Source organism: Hallella mizrahii, from assembly GCF_009695775.1.
In the GTDB taxonomy this organism is placed as follows: domain Bacteria; phylum Bacteroidota; class Bacteroidia; order Bacteroidales; family Bacteroidaceae; genus Prevotella; species Prevotella mizrahii.
Genome location: NZ_VUNG01000009.1, coordinates 19,876 through 41,428 on the forward strand (window position 1 = coordinate 19,876; position 21,553 = coordinate 41,428).

18 protein-coding genes are annotated in these 21,553 nt (G+C 51.9%); 6 read left to right on the plus strand and 12 right to left on the minus strand.

Annotated elements, in window-relative coordinates; genetic code table 11:
- Positions 1–88: 88 nt before the first annotated feature.
- Positions 89–1,432, minus strand: a complete 1,344-nt coding sequence (locus FYJ73_RS05375; protein ID WP_154533684.1) for a sodium-dependent transporter — start codon at positions 1,430–1,432, stop codon at positions 89–91.
- Between the two features lie 234 nt (positions 1,433–1,666).
- A complete protein-coding gene (locus FYJ73_RS05380; protein WP_154533685.1) occupies positions 1,667–3,025 on the minus strand; it encodes a sodium-dependent transporter in 1,359 nt (452 codons plus the stop codon).
- An 84-nt stretch (positions 3,026–3,109) separates the two neighbouring features.
- On the opposite strand from FYJ73_RS05380, the gene FYJ73_RS05385 reads away from it, so the two are divergent.
- A complete protein-coding gene (locus FYJ73_RS05385; protein WP_154533686.1) occupies positions 3,110–3,541 on the plus strand; it encodes a VanZ family protein in 432 nt (143 codons plus the stop codon).
- Here FYJ73_RS05385 and FYJ73_RS05390 read toward each other — a convergent pair.
- The 4 genes from FYJ73_RS05390 to FYJ73_RS05405 form a co-directional block, all read right to left on the minus strand.
- Positions 3,453–3,953: a CYTH domain-containing protein gene (locus FYJ73_RS05390; protein ID WP_154533687.1), complete on the minus strand. Its 501-nt coding sequence runs from the start codon at positions 3,951–3,953 to the stop codon at positions 3,453–3,455. The two genes, FYJ73_RS05385 and FYJ73_RS05390, sit on opposite strands and share 89 nt — an antisense overlap.
- 54 nt (positions 3,954–4,007) lie before the next feature.
- Positions 4,008–4,199 carry a hypothetical protein gene (locus FYJ73_RS05395; RefSeq protein ID WP_154533688.1) on the minus strand — a complete coding sequence of 64 codons (192 nt, stop codon included), beginning with the start codon at positions 4,197–4,199 and terminating at the stop codon, positions 4,008–4,010.
- Positions 4,200–4,256: 57 nt separating this feature from the next.
- A complete protein-coding gene (gene prfB / locus FYJ73_RS05400; RefSeq protein WP_154533689.1) occupies positions 4,257–5,384 on the minus strand; it encodes a peptide chain release factor 2 in 1,128 nt (375 codons plus the stop codon).
- 131 nt (positions 5,385–5,515) lie between these two features.
- Positions 5,516–7,324: an AMP-dependent synthetase/ligase gene (locus tag FYJ73_RS05405; RefSeq protein ID WP_154533690.1), complete on the minus strand. Its 1,809-nt coding sequence runs from the start codon at positions 7,322–7,324 to the stop codon at positions 5,516–5,518.
- A gap of 110 nt (positions 7,325–7,434) precedes the next feature.
- On the opposite strand from FYJ73_RS05405, the gene FYJ73_RS05410 reads away from it, so the two are divergent.
- Entirely contained in the window at positions 7,435–8,520 is a 1,086-nt protein-coding gene (locus tag FYJ73_RS05410) for a M20 family metallo-hydrolase (RefSeq protein WP_154533691.1), read from the plus strand.
- A 59-nt stretch (positions 8,521–8,579) separates the two neighbouring features.
- A complete protein-coding gene (gene tnpA, locus FYJ73_RS05415; protein WP_154533692.1) occupies positions 8,580–9,023 on the plus strand; it encodes an IS200/IS605 family transposase in 444 nt (147 codons plus the stop codon).
- Between the two features lie 2,300 nt (positions 9,024–11,323).
- Here the strand turns inward: tnpA and FYJ73_RS05420 are convergent.
- From FYJ73_RS05420 to dut, 4 genes are read right to left on the minus strand one after another with little or no spacing between them, the layout of a single operon-like run.
- Positions 11,324–13,126: a murein hydrolase activator EnvC family protein gene (locus tag FYJ73_RS05420; RefSeq protein ID WP_154533693.1), complete on the minus strand. Its 1,803-nt coding sequence runs from the start codon at positions 13,124–13,126 to the stop codon at positions 11,324–11,326.
- Positions 13,127–14,026, minus strand: coding sequence for a lipoprotein insertase outer membrane protein LolB1 (lolB1, locus tag FYJ73_RS05425; RefSeq protein WP_154533694.1), 900 nt, complete (start codon positions 14,024–14,026; stop codon positions 13,127–13,129).
- Between the two features lie 4 nt (positions 14,027–14,030).
- A complete protein-coding gene (locus tag FYJ73_RS05430; RefSeq protein ID WP_154533695.1) occupies positions 14,031–15,836 on the minus strand; it encodes a tetratricopeptide repeat protein in 1,806 nt (601 codons plus the stop codon).
- Between the two features lie 10 nt (positions 15,837–15,846).
- Positions 15,847–16,284, minus strand: coding sequence for a dUTP diphosphatase (gene dut / locus FYJ73_RS05435; protein ID WP_154533696.1), 438 nt, complete (start codon positions 16,282–16,284; stop codon positions 15,847–15,849).
- Between the two features lie 123 nt (positions 16,285–16,407).
- Here dut and dgt point away from each other — a divergent pair, with 123 nt between their 5' ends.
- Positions 16,408–17,745 (plus strand): dGTP triphosphohydrolase, encoded by a 1,338-nt coding sequence (dgt, locus tag FYJ73_RS05440; RefSeq protein ID WP_154533697.1) that lies wholly within the window; start codon positions 16,408–16,410, stop codon positions 17,743–17,745.
- A gap of 114 nt (positions 17,746–17,859) precedes the next feature.
- Here dgt and FYJ73_RS05445 read toward each other — a convergent pair whose 3' ends face one another.
- The gene (locus tag FYJ73_RS05445) at positions 17,860–18,831 is read right to left on the minus strand and encodes a glycine N(alpha)-acyltransferase GlsB (protein WP_154533698.1); all 972 of its coding nucleotides are present in this window, start codon (positions 18,829–18,831) and stop codon (positions 17,860–17,862) included.
- 21 nt (positions 18,832–18,852) lie between these two features.
- The gene (locus FYJ73_RS05450; RefSeq protein WP_154533699.1) at positions 18,853–19,743 is read right to left on the minus strand and encodes a lyso-glycine lipid O-acyltransferase GlsA; all 891 of its coding nucleotides are present in this window, start codon (positions 19,741–19,743) and stop codon (positions 18,853–18,855) included.
- 291 nt (positions 19,744–20,034) lie between these two features.
- On the opposite strand from FYJ73_RS05450, the gene rsmH reads away from it, so the two are divergent.
- Positions 20,035–20,976 carry a 16S rRNA (cytosine(1402)-N(4))-methyltransferase RsmH gene (gene rsmH, locus FYJ73_RS05455; RefSeq protein WP_154533700.1) on the plus strand — a complete coding sequence of 314 codons (942 nt, stop codon included), beginning with the start codon at positions 20,035–20,037 and terminating at the stop codon, positions 20,974–20,976.
- On the plus strand, positions 20,973–21,551 hold the full coding sequence (locus FYJ73_RS05460; RefSeq protein WP_235899244.1) for an FtsL-like putative cell division protein: 579 nt from the start codon (positions 20,973–20,975) through the stop codon (positions 21,549–21,551). The genes rsmH and FYJ73_RS05460 overlap by 4 nt, the downstream gene beginning before the upstream one ends.
- Positions 21,552–21,553 lie beyond the last annotated feature (2 nt).

Sequence of the window (21,553 nt, forward strand, 5' to 3'; positions counted from 1 at the left end):
AAACGATCTCCCCCCTACTTTATTGTCATTCAAACGGATGAAGAACTACTCTGCTTCATAATAGCCGACAGTTCTGCCATGCACAACATCACAGTATTCCCAGCTGATGCAGGAATACGGCAAGGATGCACACGGGCGAGACGAAGCGGATGATAAAGAGCCAGACAGCATAGAAGCGGCCCCGCACCGTGCCCCAATTGGTAAACTCGTCACGCACAATGCGCTTCGGCACCACCCAGCCAATGAGGATACAGGTGAAGAAAGAACCTAAAGGCAAAAGAATATTGGAGGTCAGATAATCGCAGCACTCCAAGAAGGTCTTTCCGAAAAGACTGATGTCTGCCGCACCACAAGACAGAGAGCAGAGCACTCCGATGGTCACACACACCAACGTCTCCATGATGGCTCCCTTCTTGCGCGAGATATGCAACTCCTCATAAAACATTGCTGTGCCGATCTCGTGCATGGAAATGGTCGAAGTCAGTGCCGCCAAGGCCAGAAGCGCATAGAACAGCACGCTGATGATATAACCGAGCGCGGGGCTGAACGCTTGCTGAAAGACATTGGGCAAGGTGATGAAGATGAGTGAGGGACCGCTGTCGGGACGCACACCCACCGAGAAAGCTGCAGGGAAGATCATCAGTCCGGCCAACACAGCGATGAATGTGTCGATACCGGCAATCTGCAAGGCAGACTGTGACAGATTGGTTTGCCGGCTGAAATAAGAGGCGTAGGTACACAGACAAGCTGTACCGAGCGACAACGAGAAAAAGCTCTGTCCCAAGGCATCAAGGAGGACATTGCTGTCGATCTTACTGAAGTCGGGCTTGAACAAGAAAGCGATACCCTTACCGGCACCGGGCAACAGACAGGAGGCCACCACAATGATAAGCAACAATATAAATAAGGTGGGCATGAGCATATTACTAAACTTCTCAATACCCTTCCTCACGCCGCGGATGACAACCAAATGGGTCAGCACGATGAAAGCGACGGTCCACAGCAATGGCTTCACGGGGTCGGAAGAGAAGTTTTTGAAATAGGCTGCCACATAAGCGGGGTCGCCATGGATGCCACCCAGCAAGGAGACCACAAGATATTGCAGACACCATCCTGCCACCACGGCATAGAAACCTAAGATGATCATAGACGTGACGGCTCCCATATAACCGATCAGCGACCACCATCGCCCTCCCAACTGGTAATAAGCACGGGCTGCGTTGGAGGCTCCATGCCGCCCAACGATAAACTCAGCGACCATTCCGGGGATGCCGAGAATAAGTATACTCACCAGATAGACAAGCAAGAAGGCGGCACCGCCGTCTTGTCCTGTCAGATAAGGGAAGCGCCAGATGTTGCCAAGTCCCACGGCTGATCCAGCCGTAGCAAGAATGACGCCTATCTTAGTTCCAAAGCTACCACGTTCAGACATAAGCAATGAAGAATGATGAATGATCAATTATAAGTGATGAATTGCAAAGGAGGACGGTACACAGCACCGTCGTACAGAACCAAGCTAACCACAAAGGGTGCTCATTCCCTCTCTCCTCACTCTTGAAGCATGCTACGCACCTCTCCTTGGGAAAGAGGACAGGGGGGAGGCCATCGGGGAGCAGGGGCATTGCCATAGGGGAACAGGAGCAAGGCCATCGGAGAGCAAGCCCTTCTATATCACATTGAACTGATGCAGGAAAATGCCCAAGATAGCCAGCGGACAGACGAAACGCACCAAGAAAAGGAAGACACCGAAGAAGCGACCCCGCAACGTGCCCCAGTTGGTAAACTCATCCTTGACAACCGTCTTAGGAATAAACCATCCCAGGAAGATGCAGGTCAGGAAGCCACCGACCGGCAGGAAGATCTGTCCCGTGACGAAGTCAAACACATCAAACAGTGTCTTGTCGCCCACATACAGCCAGTTGACAGCCCCCAATGACAAAGAACAGAAAGCACCGATGATGGTAGTGGCGACTGTCACAATCGTTGCTCCCGTCTTGCGCGACAGGTGCAGCTCTTCACTGAAAAACGACGTGCTCACTTCGTGCAAAGAGATCAGAGAGGTCAACGCTGCCAGACTGAGCAGAGAATAGAACATCAGTGACACGATCCAACCGATGACGGGCATACCCGAGAAAGCCTCATTGAAGACATTGGGCAAGGTGATGAACACCAGCGAAGGACCACTGCCTGGGTTTACGCCCACCGAGAACGCAGCAGGAAAGATCACCAGTCCGGCAAGGATAGCCACGAAGGTATCGACCAATGCCACCTGAATGGCAGAGTTGGCGAGATTGGTCTGTCGGGTGTAATAGGAGGCATAGGTACAGATACAGCCCATGGCGATGCTCAGCGAATAGAAGCTTTGTCCCAGCGCATTGAGGAAAGTCTGATGCGTCACCTTAGAGAAGTCGGGCTTCAGCAGGAAGCTGATGCCTTTCTCTGCGCCGGGGAGCAGACAAGCGGCCACCACGATGACAAGCAGCAAAACGAAGAGTGTGGGCATCAACAGCTTCGAAGCTTTCTCTATTCCTCCGCGGATGCCGTGGATAATCACGAAGTGGGTGACCCACAGGATGACGACCGTCCAGAAGATCGGCCGCACCGGGCTTGTGGCAAACGTGTCGAAATAGGTTTTCACCGCCGTGGGATCGCCATGCAGTTCACCCATGACCGACGCATAGATATATTGCAGGCACCATCCCGAGACGACGGCATAGTAGCCCGTGATCAGGAATCCCGTGAGCACACCCAGCAGTCCCACATACTTCCACGCCTTTCCTCCGGACATCTTGGAATAGGCGCGAAAGGTGTTTGACGCACCGTGGCGGCCAATGATAAATTCCGATATCATACACGGAATACCCAACAGCAACACACATCCTATATATATAAGGATAAAGGCAGCACCACCGTTCTGCCCTGTCATATAGGGGAAACGCCACACATTTCCCAAGCCTACGGCACCACCGGCCGTGGCCAATATCATGCCTAACTTACTTCCGAAGCTTGCTCTTTCTTCTGCCATAACATACAATTCATTTCTATTTGAATGCAAAATTATAAAATAATATTGTAATTTTGCAGAAAAAAGCAATAAAAGATAACAGATATGTACAACATCCTAAAGTCGTACCCCTTGTCAGTGCTCAGTGTTGTGGTAATATGGGTGCTCTGTTTGATTCCTATTCCAGAGACGCCCTTGAGCGACATCCGCATGATCGACAAATGGACACACTTCGTTCTTTACGGTGGTCTGTGCGTCGTCGAATGGGCAGAATACGGCCGTCAGCATGCCCGTCCGCTCAACAGACGAGCATGGATCTACACGCTTTTGCTACCCGTGATCATGGGCGGCTTGATAGAAATCGTTCAAGCCACATGCACAGGCGGCAACCGTAGCGGCGACATCATGGACTGGGCTGCCGACAACATCGGCGTGGTACTTGGCCAGCTTATCGGTATTCCTCTGGCACTAACTCTTTCCAAGTGGAGAAGGGGTGGGCAAGCATGTGAGAATTGTAGAAGTGAGGATCCCCAGTGACCTCCGGTCCGATGAAGTCGGGCTTCACAAAGTTTTCCGTCTCACTGCCGAGTTCCACCTCTGCCATGACCAGTCCGTCGTTGTCGCCATGAAACTCATCCACCTCGAAGGTATGGCTTCCGCTCTTGACCAGATAGCGGTGCTTGTCGATAACGCCGCCCTGACAGAGCTGCATCAGATGGGCCGCCTCGTCGAGCGTAATCTCTTTTTCAAACTCATAGCGTGTCATCCCACCGTCACGGCTCTTGCCCTTGATGGTGAGGTATGCTTTGTCGTCACGCACACGGACACGCACCGTGGCCCCCTCAGCAGGGATATATCCTTGCTGGATATGGGAAGAAGAAAAGGCGGCACGCTTGTACGCATCGCCTTTCTTCACGAGGAATTTTCGTTCTATCTCCAGTCCACTCATCGCACAAAATGATTTTATTGGGTTTACATCCTTCCGCAGGCCGCGCCCCACAGCTTACTGCACGATGAAGAAGGACCAGATGATGTAGATGACAGCGAGCACAATCAGCGCGCCAAAGATGATCTTCACGATCTTGTCGCCCTGGTCTTTCTGCTTGGCCTCGTGATTCACTCTTTTCACTTGCGGTGCCACATTGTTCACAGCCTCAGCCGGAATGTGACTGTTGTTTTTCTTCTTGTTACTCATAATTTTTAATTTTTTAGGTAAGGTAAGTATTGATATGAGCATGCTGCCCCACCCTTTTTACAGGTGAGCCTGCTCCTCTTCGGGGAACTCCATCAGGTAGGCTTTGATGAATCCGTCGATTTTTCCGTCCATCACACCGTCTACGTCAGAGGTCTGATAGCCTGTACGGTGATCCTTCACACGGCGGTCATCAAAGACATAACTTCTGATCTGACTTCCCCACTCTATCTTTTTCTTTCCTGCTTCGATCTTTGCCTGAGCCTCCATGCGCTTCTTCATGGCCCGGTCATAGAGCTGACTTTTCAACAGCAACATGGCCTTGGCACGGTTCTTTGGCTGGTCGCGCGTCTCTGTGTTTTCGATGAGGATCTCCTCTTTCTCGCCCGTGTCGGGGTCTTCATACTGGTAGCGCAGGCGCACACCCGACTCCACCTTGTTGACATTCTGACCGCCGGCGCCACTGGAGCGGAACGTATCCCAGCTCACACGTGCCGGATCTACATACACCTCGATGGTGTCGTCAACGAGAGGCGTGACAAAGACGCTGGCAAAACTCGTCATGCGCTTACCCTGAGCGTTGTAGGGCGAGACACGCACCAGGCGGTGTACGCCATTCTCGCTCTTGAGGAAGCCATAGGCATACTCGCCGCCCTCGATGGTCATCGTCACGCTCTTGATGCCGACCTCCTCGCCTTCCTGCATATTGGTGATCGTCACCTTATAGCCGTGAGCATCGCACCACCGCATATACATACGCATGAGCATCGAGGCCCAGTCCTGACTCTCGGTACCGCCGGCACCGGAGTTGATCTTCATCACAGCGTCCATCGAGTCCTCTTCCTGACGTAGCATGTTACGCAACTCCAGATCTTCGATAGACTTGATAACCTTGGCATAGTCGTCATCGACTTCCTGTTCGGTCACCATCTCCTCCTTGTAGAAGTCGAAGGCAAGCTGCAGCTCATCGGCCTGCTGCTTGACGGTCTTATAGCCGTCGAGCCATTTCTGTATGCCCTTTACTTTTTTCATCTGTGCCTCGGCACGTTTCGGGTCATCCCAAAAATCGGGAGCCTGCGTGCGAAGCTGCTCTTCTTCAAACTCTACTTTCTTTTGGTCGATATTGAGATAATGATGGAGTTTCTCTGTGCGGTCCATCACATCTTTCAATTGATCTGCTGTGATCATTGTACTTAATTTACAATCAAAAGCCTCACCCCCAGCCCCTCTGCCAAAGAGAGGGGAGTAAAATGCTGCAAGGGAAGACGTTATTTCCTATATATATGACTTATTGTTGATAACTGAATGCAAACTTACATCTAACATTCATACATTTTGTCGATGACTGCCGCATAGTTTTTGTAGATGACAGGGCGGCGCATCTTCAGCGTATTGGTCAATTCTCCCGATTCCATCGAGAAATGGTGAGGCAGGAGCGTGAAGCGCTTGATCTTCTCATAGTTGGCCAAGCCTTGTTGCAAGGTCTCTATGCGCTCCATCATCATGTCGTGGATTTCCTTATTTTCGCAGAGGTCTTCGCGACGTTCATACTTGATGTTGTGCGCACGCGCATAGTCCTCCAACATGCGGAACTCCGGCACGATCAGCGCGGAAACGAACTTTCGCTGGTCGGCGATGACTGCTACCTGGTCGATGAACTTATCCACGAGCAGCAGAGACTCGACCATCTGCGGTGCGATATACTTACCATTGCTGGTCTTGAAGAGATCCTTGATGCGCTCCTTGAGGAAGAGCTCTCCGTCTTTGAGATAGCCGGCGTCACCGGTATGGAAGAAGCCCTGCTCATCGAAAGCCTGCTTGTTGAGCTCGTCGCGATGGTAGTATCCCTTGGTGATTGTCGGGCCTTTGAGCAGAATCTCACTGTTCTCGCCGATTTTCACCTCTATGCCCTGTATGGGCCGGCCCACAGAGCCAATGGTGATCTTCTCACCGATATGGTCGCAAGAAACAGTGGCCAAGCTTTCCGTCAAACCGTAGCCCACGATCATATTGATGCCGATGGAATGGATGAAATTCTCCACTTCGGGCGACACGTACGCGCCTGCCGTTGGGAAGATATTGGGATGTTCCAGTCCCATCACCTTGCGCACGAGGCTGAGCACCGACTTGTCGAGCACCTTATATTCCAAAGCCAGATGCAAGGGCGGACGCTTGCCGTTGCAGATATAGTCCACATTATATTTCTTACCGACGCTCAGGGCATGATAGAAAAGTTTCTTCTGCCATGCGCTCGAGCGGTCCATCTTGTCCTTGACTGCCTGATAGACCTTTTCCCAAAAGCGCGGCACACTCGACATAGACGTAGGATGGGTCTCGCGCATGCTTTCCTGAATCTCCTTGGGATAGGTGTTGACGATGAGCTGTGCACCCTCGGTCAAGGCCAGATAAGCCCATCCGCGCTCAAAGATATGGGTGAAGGGCAGGAAATCGATGACGCGATCGTTCTCCGTGACCGGCACACAGGCGTCGTTGGCTTTCAAGGCTGCCGCATACTGCCCGTAGCTGAGCATCACACCTTTGCTGTCGCCCGTGGTGCCACTGGTGTAGAGAATATTGCAGAGATCATCGTCGTTGGCCTGCTTGTAGAGTGCTTCCACTTCGGTCTGGCGGGGCAGATCCTCGCCGAGCTTCAGGAAGTCTTCGAAGTAAAGGGCGTTGGGGTCATGCGAACTGATACGGACACTGTCGTCGTAGATGATGATACGCTCCAGCGAAGGACACAGGGCAAACACGCGGTGTGCCTTGTTGTATTGCTCCTGCTCACCGACGAAGAGAAAACGCACCTGAGCATCGTTGATGATAAACTGTATCTGCTGTTCCGAGCTGGTGGCATAGATAGGGATAGAGCATGCCCGGATGCCGTACGCGCCAAAGTCGGTGTAGAGATACTGCACACAGTTTTGCGAGAACACAGCAATATTTTCCTGGGGCTTGATGCTCAAGTTCAGCATGGCATTGCTCACTTGCTTGACACGCAAAGAGAACTGTTTCCAGGAAACAGTCTTCCATTTCAAGCTTCCAAACGTACGGAACGTCAGGGCACCCCGCGACCCGTACTTCTTTGCCTGCTCATGTATCAGCACAGACAGATGACTTCTATTCTGCATAGTACTACGTATTTTTTGTTGTTGCAAAGATAAAGAATTCCTATTAAAAAGTGAAATGTTTAGGCAGTTTTTATTAATTTTGCCTACATAACCATTTCTATTTCCGCAACATGAGACACCAAGACTATATCAACGACGCCGTGGAGCTGCTCTCCCGCCTCATCGCCACGCCGTCGGTCAGCCGCAACGAGAAAGAGGCCGCAGACGTGATGCAACATCAGATGAGCACCTACGGGCTCGCCACGCACCGCGAGGCCAACAACGTCTGGGCGATATGCCCGGACTATGACAGTGCCAAGCCTACGATTCTGCTCAACGCACATACCGATACGGTGAAACCGGCCATTTCGTGGGTTCGCGACCCTTTCAAGCCTACACACGAGGGCGATCTTCTCTACGGCTTAGGAAGCAATGACTGTGGCGGCGGTTTGGTCACGCTATTGCAGGTGTTCAGATATATGACGCTGCGCACGCAGCCTTACAACCTCGTCTACTTGGCTTCCGCCGAGGAAGAGGTGTCGGGAAAAGACGGTATCAGCCGTGTCTTGCCGCTGCTGCCCCATATCGACGTGGCCATCGTGGGTGAGCCGACGGGCATGCAACCCGCCATCGCGGAGAAAGGACTGATGGTGCTCGATGTCGTCAGCCACGGCAAGAGTGGTCATGCGGCACGCAACGAGGGCATCAACGCGATCTATGAGGCACTCGACGACATGCGATGGATTCGGGATTTTCGGTTCGAGAAGGTGAGCCCTTTCCTCGGTCCCACAAAGATGACGCTCACGGTGGTCCATGCGGGCACGCAGCACAACGTCATCCCCGACGAATGCCGGATGCTCGTCGACGTGCGCACCAACGAATACTACACCAATGAGGAGGTTTACGACATCGTGCGCTCGCATGTCAAGAGTGATGTCCACGCACATTCGTTCCGCTTGCATTCTTCGCACATCGACCCGGAACATCCGCTCGTCAAGCGTTGTGTGTCACTTGGCCTGCAGCCTTTCGGCTCGCCGACACTCAGTGATCAGGCACTGATGCCCTTCCCCTCGCTGAAACTCGGCCCCGGCGAGTCGTCGCGCTCCCACAGTGCCGATGAATTCATCAAGATCAGCGAAGTCGACCATGCCTTCACGACCTACCTGCAAGTGTTGGAAGGACTGAAGGAGAGGATACCGAGGTGGGAGGGTAAATAAAGCGTGCGCGGTCAATCATCTCCGCATCGTTTCACAACAATCAACACATAGAGAAGTCTATGAGTTACACACAACTGATGTACCACATCGTCATCGGTACAAGAAGTCACAGACCTGTTATTGACCAAAACTACGAACGGGAGCTATACAGTTATATACTTTCGTTCACAAAAAACAAGAACGGCCACCTATATAGAGTAGGTGGCATGCCTAATCACGTCCATCTCTTAGTGGGTCTACCTTCCACTTTGACAGTTGCAGATTTCGTTCGCATGCTGAAGATCTCTACGAATAACTTCATGAAGGAACATCAACCTGAGTTCCCGATGTTCGAAGGATGGCGCAGCGAATACTTTGCTGCCACATGTTCACTTCGTGAGAAAGATAAGATCATCGAATATATCAAGAACCAGAAAACGCATCATGCGAAGGTCTGCTTCAAGGATGAGCTAAAGCAGCTACTGGAAGAGTACGGCATCTCGTACAACGAAGATTACCTATAACTTCCACGCGAGACATTTTCAAGGTCATGGCCCTGCGACTCATCTCTACACCGAGTCGCTCACTCGTAAGGATTTCCGCTACGCTCCAGTCCTTACTCGTTCGACGACTCGGTTCTTTTCATCGTGTGACCTTTTCAAGATCATTATACACACAACAACCAAGTATGTTGCTACCAAGTTCCTTGCGGGAGTACTAAAAGAGCACTGGGCAACTATCAAACCAAAAGCAAAGTGCTTTGATGTGACTCATGTCCCTGAAAGGGACACACTCTTAATGACCCCAAGTCGTCGAGCAAGTAAGGGCCGAAGCGAAGCGGAGGTCCTTACTTGCTCGACGACTTGGGGTAGAGTCGGTGGCAATGCAATGACCTCGGAGAGGTCTCACGTGGACGTATTACAAAGCCTTGATAACAAGTTACTTCACCCGTCCACGTGAGTCCTCTTCGAGGACATCTTCCCGCACACGAACTACCCCAGGTCGCTCACTTTTGTGATGCTTCGCCATCACAAAAGCTCGACGACCTGGGGTCAATCATAGTGTGTCCCTTTCAGGGACATTATACGCTGAGAGCTTAATCACCCACTCTTATGAATACACCGAGTCGCTCACTCGTAAGGATTTCCACTACGCTCCAGTCTTTACTCGTTCGACGACTCGGTGCTTTTCATCGTGTGACCTTTTCAAGATCATTATACACACAACAACCAAGTATGTTGCTACCAAATTACTTGCGGGACTACTAAAAGAGCACTGGGCAACTATCAAACCAAAAGCAAAGTGCTTTGATGTGACTCATGTCCCTGAAAGGGACACACTCTTAATGACCCCAAGTCGCCGAGCAAGTAAGGGCCGAAGCGAAGCGGAGGTCCTTACTTGCTCGACGACTTGGGGTAGAGTCGGTGGCAATGCAATGACCTCGGAGAGGTCTCACGTGGACGTATTACAAAGCCTTGATAACAAGTTACTTCACCCGTCCACGTGAGTCCTCTTCGAGGACATCTTCCCGCACACGAACTACCCCAGGTCGCTCACTTTTGTGATGCTTCGCCATCACAAAAGCTCGACGACCTGGGGTCAATCATAGTGTGTCCCTTTCAGGGACATTATACGCTGAGGGTTTAATCACCCTCTCTTATGAATACACCGAGTCGCTCACTCGTAAGGATTTCCGCTACGCTCCAGTCCTTGCTCGTTCGACGACTCGGTTCTTTTCATCGTGTGACCTTTTCAAGATCATTATACACACAACAACCAAGTATGTTGCTACCAAGTTCCTTGCGGGACTACTAAAAGAGCACTGGGCAACTATCAAACCAAAAGCAAAGTGCTTTGATGTGACTCATGTCCCTGAAAGGGACACACTCTTAATGACCCCAAGTCGTCGAGCAAGTAAGGGCCGAAGCGAAGCGGAGGTCCTTACTTGCAAGCGACTTGGGGTAGAGTCGGTGGCGAAGCAATGACCTCGGAGAGGTCTCACGTGGACGTATTACAAAGCCTTGATAACAAATCACTTCACGCGTCCACGTGAGTCCTCTTCGAGGACATCTTCCCGCACACGAACTACCCCAGGTCGCCCGCTTTTGTGATGCTTCGCCATCACAAAAGCTCGACGACCTGGGGTCAATCATAGTGTGTCCCTTTCAGGGACATTATACGCTGAGAGCTTAATCACCCACTCTTATGAAGTAACAACCATTTTTTCCGACAAAAACACGTCCGCAAGAAGTTGCAATCTAGAGAAGCGGAAAACGGAGGAAGAAGGATAAAACTACTATTTCATCGATTTTTCTCGGTCAAAAGCCTAAGATGATGCTAAGAAAACGGTACTTTGATGGAAAATTCTCTAGAGAATTTTCCATCAAAGTACCGTTTTCACACGGTCAAAGTACCTTTTTGATCACTAAAAACGGGCGTTTTGGCGAAGTAAACAGCTAATTTTGACAAGTAAAAAAGTGGATTATCGAAGTAAAATCACATAAATCGCTAATATACAAGCAATTATGAAAAAATCTCCATTTTGGGCTTCTTTTCGGCCAACACCCATGTTGCTTCTGAAAATCGTCGAAAAATTGGCCGAAAAATGTCAGTTTACACGACAAAATAAAACAAGGGGGACAAGAATACAAAAATAGGCAGATGCAGTAACGAACGCTCCTTAAAGGATGCTCCATTACCACATCTGCCTATTCTGCGACAATATGTGTTTACTATGTTACTCTGTCTTATGACAAGGCGTCGCTCTGTATGCCTACTATGCAATCTGTCTTATAACGAGCCGAGACATTGACTTTTTACTCTGTCATCTTCCGAGCCATGCCTCGGGATTGAGCTTTGTTCTCTCCTTGCGCAGTTGGAACTGCAGGATATGATCAGGGCCGACAGTGCCGAGGATCTGCCGTGTGCGTACCTTCTGTCCACGGCTGACGCTCACCGATCTGAGGTTGCAGTAGACCGAGATATAGGCACCGTGGCGCACCATCACCACCATACTGCCACCATAACCGATGACAGCGCTGACCTCACCATCGTAAACACAACGTGCCTGCGCGCCGGGGCCGCCCATGATATTGATGCCCTTGTTGTCGAGCGTCACGCCTTTCAATCCGTCAACATTGTACTGTCCGAAGTGGCTCACGATGCGATAGTTGCCCGTGATCGGCATTGGCAGTCGTCCGCGGTTGGCTTCGAAGCCATTGTTCATCATGCGGTCGACGGTAGAGAATTGCTGCGCCTCCTGGTTCTGCTGTTGCACGTGCTTGATCTCCTGCTGAGCGCGTTGTGCATCGACCCGCTGTTTCAGCTCAGCAGCCCGTCGCATAGACTCCGCCTCACGGGCAGCCTGCTCCGCAGCCGCCTTCCGAGCCTCAGCCTCACGCTCCGCTGCCTCGCGTGCTGCCAACTCCCGTGCCGCAGCCTGCTGAGCCGCACGCTCACTGGCCAACGCCTTTGCGGCGGCTTCCTGACGGGCCTTGGCCGCGGCCGCCTCACGGGCACGCTGGGCAGCAGCCTCTGCCAAGGCAGCCTGACGGGCTTGTTCCTTGAGCTGAGCCTCACGCTGGCGTGCCTCAGCAATACGGCGAGCGTTCTCGCGGGCAGCGGCCTCCGCGGCCGCCTTCTTCTGTGCTAGAAGAGCAGCACGCTGTTTGGCGGCGGCCTCCGCGGCGGCTTTGCGTTTCGCCTCGGCGGCAGCACGGGCGCGCACCTTCTGCACTTCTATCTCCACGAGCTGGTCGATCTTGGCATTGAGTGCGGCGTCTTTCTTATGCTGTTCAGCGATGATGGTCTGTATCGTCTTTTGCTGTTGCTGCAAGCTCGCCACCACCTGCTGCTGCTCAGCCTTGTTGCCTTCGAGTTTATGCTTCTCCTGCTGTCCCTTATATAATAAGGTGTTTTTCTGTCCTTTGACGTGCTGTAGCTGACGATGCTTGTCATTGACCTGTCCCTGCTTGGCTCTGACAGCCTCGCCTTGCGCCCTCTGGTACTGAGCATACTCACGTACGAAGCGCAGGCGTCGGTACATCTGATAGAAGTTCTTCGCTGAGAAAATAAACATCAGCCGGTCCTGCACCGAGCGGTGGCGCGCCATATAGCGCATCGATTTGATGTATTTCTGCTGCCGGTCGCGCAATTGCTGCTGCAAGGTCTTCAGCTGCGAGTTGAGGATGCCAATGTTTCCCTCGATATGATGGATGTCTTTTTGTATACCTTCGATATTGTGCTGTCGCTGATCGATTTCGCCATTGATAACCATCAGGTGCTGCAGCCGCTCAGCGACATCAGCCTTGTTTTTCTTCAAAGCGGCTTCCTGCTCCCTTATCTTCTTCTGTATGGCCGCCCGCTGGTTTTGCAGTCCACGGATAGAAGCATTGGTGTAGACCTTGGCATTGCTGGATTTTGTCGCAGACCGAGCGTTTTTTCGTCCATTTCTCCGGCTGTTGCTGCTCTTTGCCTTTGTGTGTGTAGAAGCAGTTGTCGCCGTCTTCCGACGCGACATCTGCTCTGTGCGGCTGTTTTTCCGCTCCGTTGCAGTCTTGCGTCGGTTTTGCGCGTTCAGAGTGAGCACGAGGCTCACGGTAATCATTAAAGTGACTATTCGTCTCATTTACATGCTGAGTATTTTACCAAAAACATCCTTTACGTCCATCTGCTTATAGCGGTCCGACACCGTTGACTGTTCCTCCCAGTCGCTGTCGGTCTTGAACTTTCCCAACTCCAGTCTGACGGTGCACTTCTGCGTTTTCTTCGTTGCTGTCGTGGTGAAAGAGAAAGACTGCGTGGCAGGGAACATCTTATTGCCAAGTGCCTTGAAGTCGGAGTAGAGCCACACCAGCGAAGAATTGCCGTGTACCGCACTCTTATAGTTGACGTCAGTCTGCAAGATACGTGCACTGGCCGTGTCGGCTTTCCACGTAAAGGTCATGTTGCCGTTTTGCAGCGTGATGGGTCTGAGAGTGCCCATTTCATCGGTTTTCACCGTATATCTCGACAGATCGCCCTCACCCACCTTCTGTGTTCCCGGGAGGAAGAGCTGATTCCAGAACAGTGCCTGAAGGGAATAGAAGTTCAGACCATTGTCGCGGAGGAAGTCCAACTGGTTGTAGTCGCCCTTGAGATACTCTTTGTGCATCCGGTCGATGACCAGCACGTAGTTGGGCGTAAACTCCAGACGTCCCACCTCACTGCCCAAGAGCGGGATGAAGAGCTGCAAGCGGATCACCTTGTCGCGGCGCATGTGCAAGGACCCGGGCACGGTGATCTCCTTATCACCCATGGTTGCAGTGAACGTCATGGAGCTGACAATGTTCTGGGCATACACCTTTTGGTCGCTGACGCGCTGCACAAAAGCCAGACTCTGAAGATGGTCGGCTTTAGCAGTTTTGGGAGTTGCCTTGGAGGCAGAGGACAAGGTCACCGTGTCCTTGACGGCAGCCTTTTGTGCGCCACAAGACGTAAACGCCATCAGTCCGGCGAAGAGCGTGAGAAAGATATGAGTTTTCTTCATGATTTTATCTTCTGTTTTTTCGTTTACTGGTTTGTTTTCCTGCCATTCCACCGGCAATCTTTTGTCGCAGTACGGCGGCATTGCCGCTACCAGCCTTCACAGCCTGCATCCAATATTTCTGTGCTTGCTCACGCAGTCCGGCTGCCCAATAGATGTCTCCGGCATGCTCCAACAGGTCAGCGCGCATGTCAGAGTCAGAGAGATTGGCCAAAGCCTGGTCGATATAAAGTTTGGCTTCAGTATAGCGGTCTTCCTTATATAATATCCAGGCATAGGTGTCGAGATAGGTCGAATTTTTCGGTTCGGCCTTGATGGTCTTGGCACTCATCTCCTCGGCCTTTTTGAGATCTTTGCCATCAACACTCAAGAAGTAGGCATAGTTGTTGAGCGTCATCACCTGGTCGGGCTTCCACTGCAGGCAACTGTCAAACGCGGCGTAAGCTTTGTCGTTCTGTCCTTTGTTGTGATAGATCTCTCCCATGATGGCATAGAAGTCGCTTACGATGTCGGGATTGCTCTTGGAGTTGATCACGGAAGTACCGCGTTGGAAGGCATCCAAGGCACCGTCATCGTCCTTCTGATAGTAGCGCGCGAGCCCCGTGAAGTAATAAAACGCCATCTCATCGGGATTATAGAGCATACCCGGCTCGCTGAGCGCGGCAATCTCCTTCCAGTTTTGCTTTGACCAATTGTTTTGGATGAGCTGGAAACGGGCACTGCCGTTGTCGGGTGCAAGCTTCAGGAGGTAGACGAGCGCGCTGTCGAGCATCGCCGTCGGCATCTTCTTGACCGTGTAGTAAGCTACGCGCATCTCTGCCACGTCAGTGTCGCGGGGCATCGCCTCCTGCATGCGGTCGAGCAGTCTCACCACGCTGAGGGAGTCACCCTTGGCGTCGCACTCCTGCACGGCCTGCTTGAGAAACATGGCGCGCGTCTGTGCCGGTGTGTTCTTGCCCAAGAGTACTTCGGTCATCATCCGGCGGGCAAGAGAATCCTGACCCGTGGCACGGTAATAGTCATACATGGAACTCTGGGCATAGACATTGGTGGGATCGGCTTTCAACACCTGTGTGAGAAGTTTATAAGCCTCGCCGCCGCGTTTGTTCTGCATGAGCCAGTTGCCCAACATCACGGTGAAACTGGGATCATTGGGATGGCTGTCGGCAAGTCCTCTCAGTGTTTTATATGCCATCTTCTTATCTCCCATCATCTCGTAGACACTCATCTTGCCCAGCGTGAAAGAGTCGTTGGGTCCCTCGATCTGTTCGAGTCGTCCGATGGTATTGAGCATCATCGGATAGTTCTGCTGCTGTTTGTAGAGTTGGACGAGGATGTTCAGCACATCGCTGCGGTCGCGGTTGGCGGCAAAGAATCGCTCGTAGGACTGGATAGCCTGGGCGTAGTTGCCGGTGCCAATATAGAACTGGGCGAGCCGCTCTTGGTAGGTGTCGTTCTCCGGACTGAGCATTGTGGCCTTTTCGAGACATTTCATCGCCAGTGTGTCTTGCTTGAGTTGGGAGAGATACATGGCTTTGAAATACCACGCGTCAGCCGCGTTGGGATTGATGTCAAGACAATGGTTGAGCAAGTCAAAGGCTGCATCATAGTGTCCTGCCTCTTGCTGGCGGATCGCCTCCAGGAAGAAGAAGTCATACCGGCGGCTGTCGTTATAGCTCAACGGCGGCAGGGTGACAGTCGTCCTGACCGTTGCTTTCTTGGCTGCGGGCCGCTTGCGGTCCTTGGCGGCAAGCAAGCCCGGCACGAGCAACAGAATGAAAAGACTGAAAAGAAAGATGCGAAGTTGCTTCATGTTATCTTTGTTATTTTACACCGGTATGTCCATATCCTCCCTCGCCGCGCTCGGTTTCATCGAGCACTTCCACGCTTTCAAACGTAGCTTTGGCATATTGGGCGATGACCATCTGGGCAATACGCTCCCCGTCTTTCACCACGAAGTCCTCGTTGGAGAAATTGACGAGCAGCACCATGATCTCGCCGCGATAGTCAGCGTCTACGGTGCCAGGAGTGTTGAGCACGGTGATGCCATGCTTCAACGCCAGACCGCTGCGCGGACGAACCTGTGCCTCGTAGCCGTCAGGCAAGGCAATGTGAAGGCCCGTAGGCACTAAGCGACGCTCCAAAGGATGCAGCGTGATCGGCGCCTCGATGTTGGCGCGCAAGTCCAGACCGGCGCTCTGAGGGGTAGCGTAGGCTGGTAAGGGCTGATGACCCGTGTTGACTACTTTGATTTTAACCATATTAGATGCAAAATTAAGCAATTATCCCCACATTGCTTTATTTTTTTGATTAAAAAGACGAAAATCGTTGGATAGAAGACGAAGAAAGAGTAACTTTGCGAGAAAACACTCAGCAACAACGACATGAACTGGCAACAACTGATCTCTAACAAGCGTCTCGGGCAGGAACTGCGCCATCCGCTCAGACACGACGCGCGCTCGGAGTTTAAGCGCGACGGCGACCGCCTGATCTACTCCGCGCCTTTCCGAAGACTACAAAACAAGACGCAGGTGTTCCCGCTTCCGGGCAGTATCTTTGTGCACAACCGTCTCACCCACTCTCTGGAGGTGAGCTCGCTCGGAAAATCCTTAGGCGATGACGTGGCGCGACAACTCATTGAGAAGCATCCTGAACTCAGAGGTACGCTCTTTGAGGAAATCGGCACCATCGTGCAAACGGCCGGGCTGGCTCACGACATGGGCAATCCGCCCTTCGGACACTCAGGCGAGAAGGCTATACAGACTTACTTCTCCGAGGGTGAGGGAAGCTATTTGAAGGAGAAGGTAAGCCCCGGTTTCTGGGACGATCTGACACACTTCGAGGGCAACGCCAACGCTTTCCGACTGCTGACTCACCGCTTTGTGGGACGACGACCGGGAGGATACGCGATGACCTACTCCACGCTGGCCTCGATCGTGAAGTATCCTTTTGCCAGCAGCATGGCGGGAGAGCATGGCAAGTTTGGATTTTTCCAAAGCGAGGCAGAGGTGTTTCGCCGGATAGCCACTGAGCTCGGCATGATATGCAACAATGAAAACAGGTCGCAACTAAGCTACTGCCGCTACCCACTCGTCTACTTGATGGAGGCGGCCGACGACATCTGCTATGAGATCATGGACATTGAGGACTCGCACAAACTGAAGATTCTGACCTTTGCGGAAACCTCTGACCTGTTGCTCGGATTCTTTGACGAGGACGGGCGAAACCACATCCTGCAGCGGCTGAAAGACGAGGATGTGACAGATCGCAACGAGCAGATCGTGTATATGCGCGCCTGCGTGGTGGGACTGTTGGAGCACGAATGCGTGAGGACTTTTGTGGAGCATGAGGAGCAGATACTCAACGGCGAGTTCAAGGGCAGCCTCATCAGCAACATGAGCGAGCCGCTGCGACTGGCCTATCAACGTTGTGTCAAGACGTCCTATGCCAAGATCTATCAGAGCAAACCGGTGCTCGACGTGGAGCTGAGCGGTTACAAGATCATGGAAACGCTGATGCAGACGCTTGTCAACGCGGCTGTTCATCCCGAAAAATTCCACAGTCAGCAACTCATCAAGCGCTTCAGCAGCCAGTACGACATCCATAGCGATGACCTCGAAACGCGCCTGATGGCTGTCGTGGACTATATCAGCGGCATGACGGATGTCTACGCCCTCGACGTCTATCAAAAGATCAATGGCATCGCGCTGCCGATAGTCTGATATACTCATACAAAAAGAGGAGTCCGTCATGGGCTCCTCTTGATGATGCTTTTATACAGTTTCTTTCTTACTTGAGCAAAGGCAGAAACCATCAGGTTTTCTTTATTCCTCCCTTCAATCCTTCTTTGGCATCGGCATCTTCAGTGCTTCGGGGTGCTCCTTGACAAAGCTGTTGATGTGGCGGATGCGCTTTTCCTCGAAGATCTCATCCACGGCGATGAGGATGCCGCTCTCCTCGACATCGCCAAACTCATAGTTGACGGCAGTGCCAAAAAACTTCATCGTGGGGCTCAGGTTCATGTAGGCATTGACCAAGGGCGGGATGTTATAGCCCAGCTCACGCACTTGATGGTTGAGAATACGATAGTCGGCCCTGAAGTCATCTTCGCAGAAGATCTGGCGCAACTCATCCTCCGGTGTGTCGATTATCACCGGTTTCATCGGTACGACAAGTTTGTCGGCATCACCGAAATGCTTGTGCAGGAAGTAGAGAATCATGTCGCGGCCGCGACGCACAAACGACGGGTACATCGTCATCTTGCCCAGGAAGTATTTGCATCGCGGGTTGATGACCGTCAGCGCACCCAGTCCATCCCACAGATTATCCAAAGCGAAGATGCTCTTGGTGTTCTTCCTGACATTCTGATACTCCAAAGAGACAAACGAGCGGCCGAGTTCCACAGTATATGGAGCATAGTCACGCATGAACTCGTCAGAGAAGTGAAACATGTGGCTCATGGCCAGATTGGGCTGTCCTTCGGCGTTGATCTGCCAGTCCTCGCCAAAGAGATAGCGGTAGCCGCCGATGATCTCCTCGGCTTCGGGATTCCAGACGATCAGCTGCTTGCAGCCGTTTGGCATCGTGTCGAACTCATCGATATCGACCGACTTGCCCGTGCCGCCACCTGACGTGCGGAAGGCGATCTCACGCAGACGGCCTATCTCCTGCATCACGTGCGGTGCTTCCGTGGCACGGATGACATAAATTTCGTTGTGGCTCTTGTTGGTTGTACGCAGACAGCGCTCAGGAGTCAATTCACTTTTCAGCAGTTCCTTGCTGATGGGTTGGATAATCTCTTCTTCCATTTCTGCTAATATTGGTTGCGTTCACTCCCCGCGTAGGCTTGCGGGGCCTGCCTGTTCGTAAACCTTGTTCTCTACAAAAAGTGCCCATTCCTTCGGTGTTTTGCTCTTGTCGAACGTCTGCCATGGAATCGGCTTGCCGATGACGATACGGAACTTCTTATGGACGTTGCGGTACATCTCGTCGACAAGAAACAGCATCGCAATGTTCACCTTCAGCCCCAAACGCTTCTGCCAACGGGCGATACGATAGAAGCGGTTGGAATTGCGACCGCTGAAGTAGATGGGGACTACGTCGCGATGATACTCCACACTCTTGGAAATGAATGTCTTCTTCCACGGCAGGTCATGGATACGACCATTGATCATACGGGAGTTGAGACCCGCGGGGAACATGAGCATGTGGTTGTCGCTCTGGAAGCCGGCCTCCACCATAGCGGGGAAATTACGGCTTTGCTTACCCGTCTTGTTGATGCCGATACACACCGGACGAAGGCCGGGAAGGAACAGCAACAGGTCGTTGACGAGATAACGGAAACGTCCGTCGTAATGGTCACCGATGATCGCACCGAGACAAACACCGTCCTCGCCACCCAAAGGATGGTTGCTCACAAAGGTGTAGAGCTTGCCGTCGCTTTTGTCGGGCAGGTTTTCCTTGCCTTCAATCGTCACCTGCATGTCGAGGTACTTCACGCATTCCTTGAGCCACTCGGTACCAAACTGATGACGATGCTTCCACAAAAAGTCGTTGACTTCATCCTCATGAACGATACGACGAAGCCATGACACAAGGAAAGCCGGCACGTATTTTGCGCGCCGTCCCAGCTTGCTTTCGAGAACCTTCTTCACGTCTATTGTCTTCTGAAAAGACTCTTCAACGCTTTCTCCTTGGGAATTGTTTGTACTAACGTCCATGTTATTCCATAAGATACTAATCAAATGCAAAAATAACACTTCTTTTTCATATTTCTTCATTTTTGCCACTAAAATTATAAGAAAAGCACAAAAAAGGGTAAACAACAAAGTTCAGACAACTACATCTCTGAAAAGACATCATACGACAAAGCCTCTTACAGGAAAGAAGAGAATCGAAAAAATATAGCTATAAAATGGAGATAAGTGGGGATTTTTATGTAACTTTGAACCCAAATACGCTATATAAAGATGTGTAGCCACGATAAAAGCATGGCTCAAGGCAACGTAAAGATGGAAAAGACAGAAGAATATCACATTCCTGTGCTGCTGAAGCAGAGTGTCAACGGACTGAATATTCAGCCCGGAGGCATCTATGTCGATGTCACTTTCGGCGGTGGCGGACATTCGAGAGAGATTCTCTCACGGATGGACAGCACGGCTCATCTCTACAGCTTTGACCAGGACGCCGACGCCGAGCAAAACATCCTCACCACCGAAGGCGAGGGAAAGCGATTTGTCGACGACCCACGGTTTACCTTTGTACGCTCCAACTTCAGATACCTGAAAAACTGGATGCGCTACTATGGCGTGGAACATATCGACGGACTGCTTGGTGACCTCGGCGTGTCAAGTCACCATTTCGACGACGAGAGCCGTGGCTTCTCGTTCCGCTTTGACGCTCCGCTAGACATGCGTATGAACAAGCGGGCGGGAACCACAGCGGCCGACATTGTCAACACGGCCACAGAGTCGCAACTGGCTGACATCTTCTATCTCTATGGTGAACTGAGGTCGGCACGGCGCATCGCCGCCACGATCGTCAAGACCCGGACCGACAAGCCCATCCTCACCACAAGCGATTTCCTCAACACTGTGGAGCCGCTCTTTCGACGAGAAAGGGAGAAAAAAGACATGGCAAAAGTGTTCCAGGCTCTGCGCATTGAGGTGAATCACGAGATGAGCGCACTCAAAGAGATGCTTGCCGCGGCCACCGAGCTGCTCCGACCGGGCGGACGGCTGAGCGTCATCACCTACCACTCGCTCGAAGACCGCATCGTCAAGAACATGATGAAAACGGGAAATGCAGAGGGCAAGACCGTGCAGGACTTCTACGGAAGAATAGAAAGTCCCTTCGCTCTGGTCAACAATAAGGTTATCACGCCTGACAATGAGGAGCAGGCACGCAACCCGAGAAGCCGTAGCGCTAAACTGAGAATCGCTGAGAAAAAATGAAGAAACAAGAGCAAATAAGCAATAACATAACCGACAACAAGGATGGCACCAGATCCCTAAAGGACATTCTGGGGACTCCGGCGGACGACAAGGCGAATAATACAACTGCCACTACTGACGAGGAAAAGCCAAACGGCCAGACCACCGAAAACGCCGACAAAAACGAGAAAAAACAGGAAGAAAGCCTCCCCTCGCTGAAAGAGGTCATCGAAGAGCAGGCAACAGAGGACGAGGCACCGCAATCGCGCCTCTTCTCCCTGAAGAAGATCTTGGGTGGAGACATCCTCTACACCTCGTTCGTCAGAAAGCAGATATGGCTCTTCATGCTCATCGGCGCGTTTCTGATCGTGTATATCGGCAGCAGATACAGTTGTCAGCAAGACCTCATACAGATCGACAAGCTGCAGGTGAAACTAAAGGACGCCAAATACAAGGCTCTTTCCAGTACCAGCCAGCTCACGGAGATCAGCCGCGAAAGCAACGTCATCGAACTGTTGAAAAACAATAAGGATAGTGTGCTGAAGATTCCCAGTGCTCCTCCTTATAAAATAGAAGTACCCGAGGAGGGCAAATAACG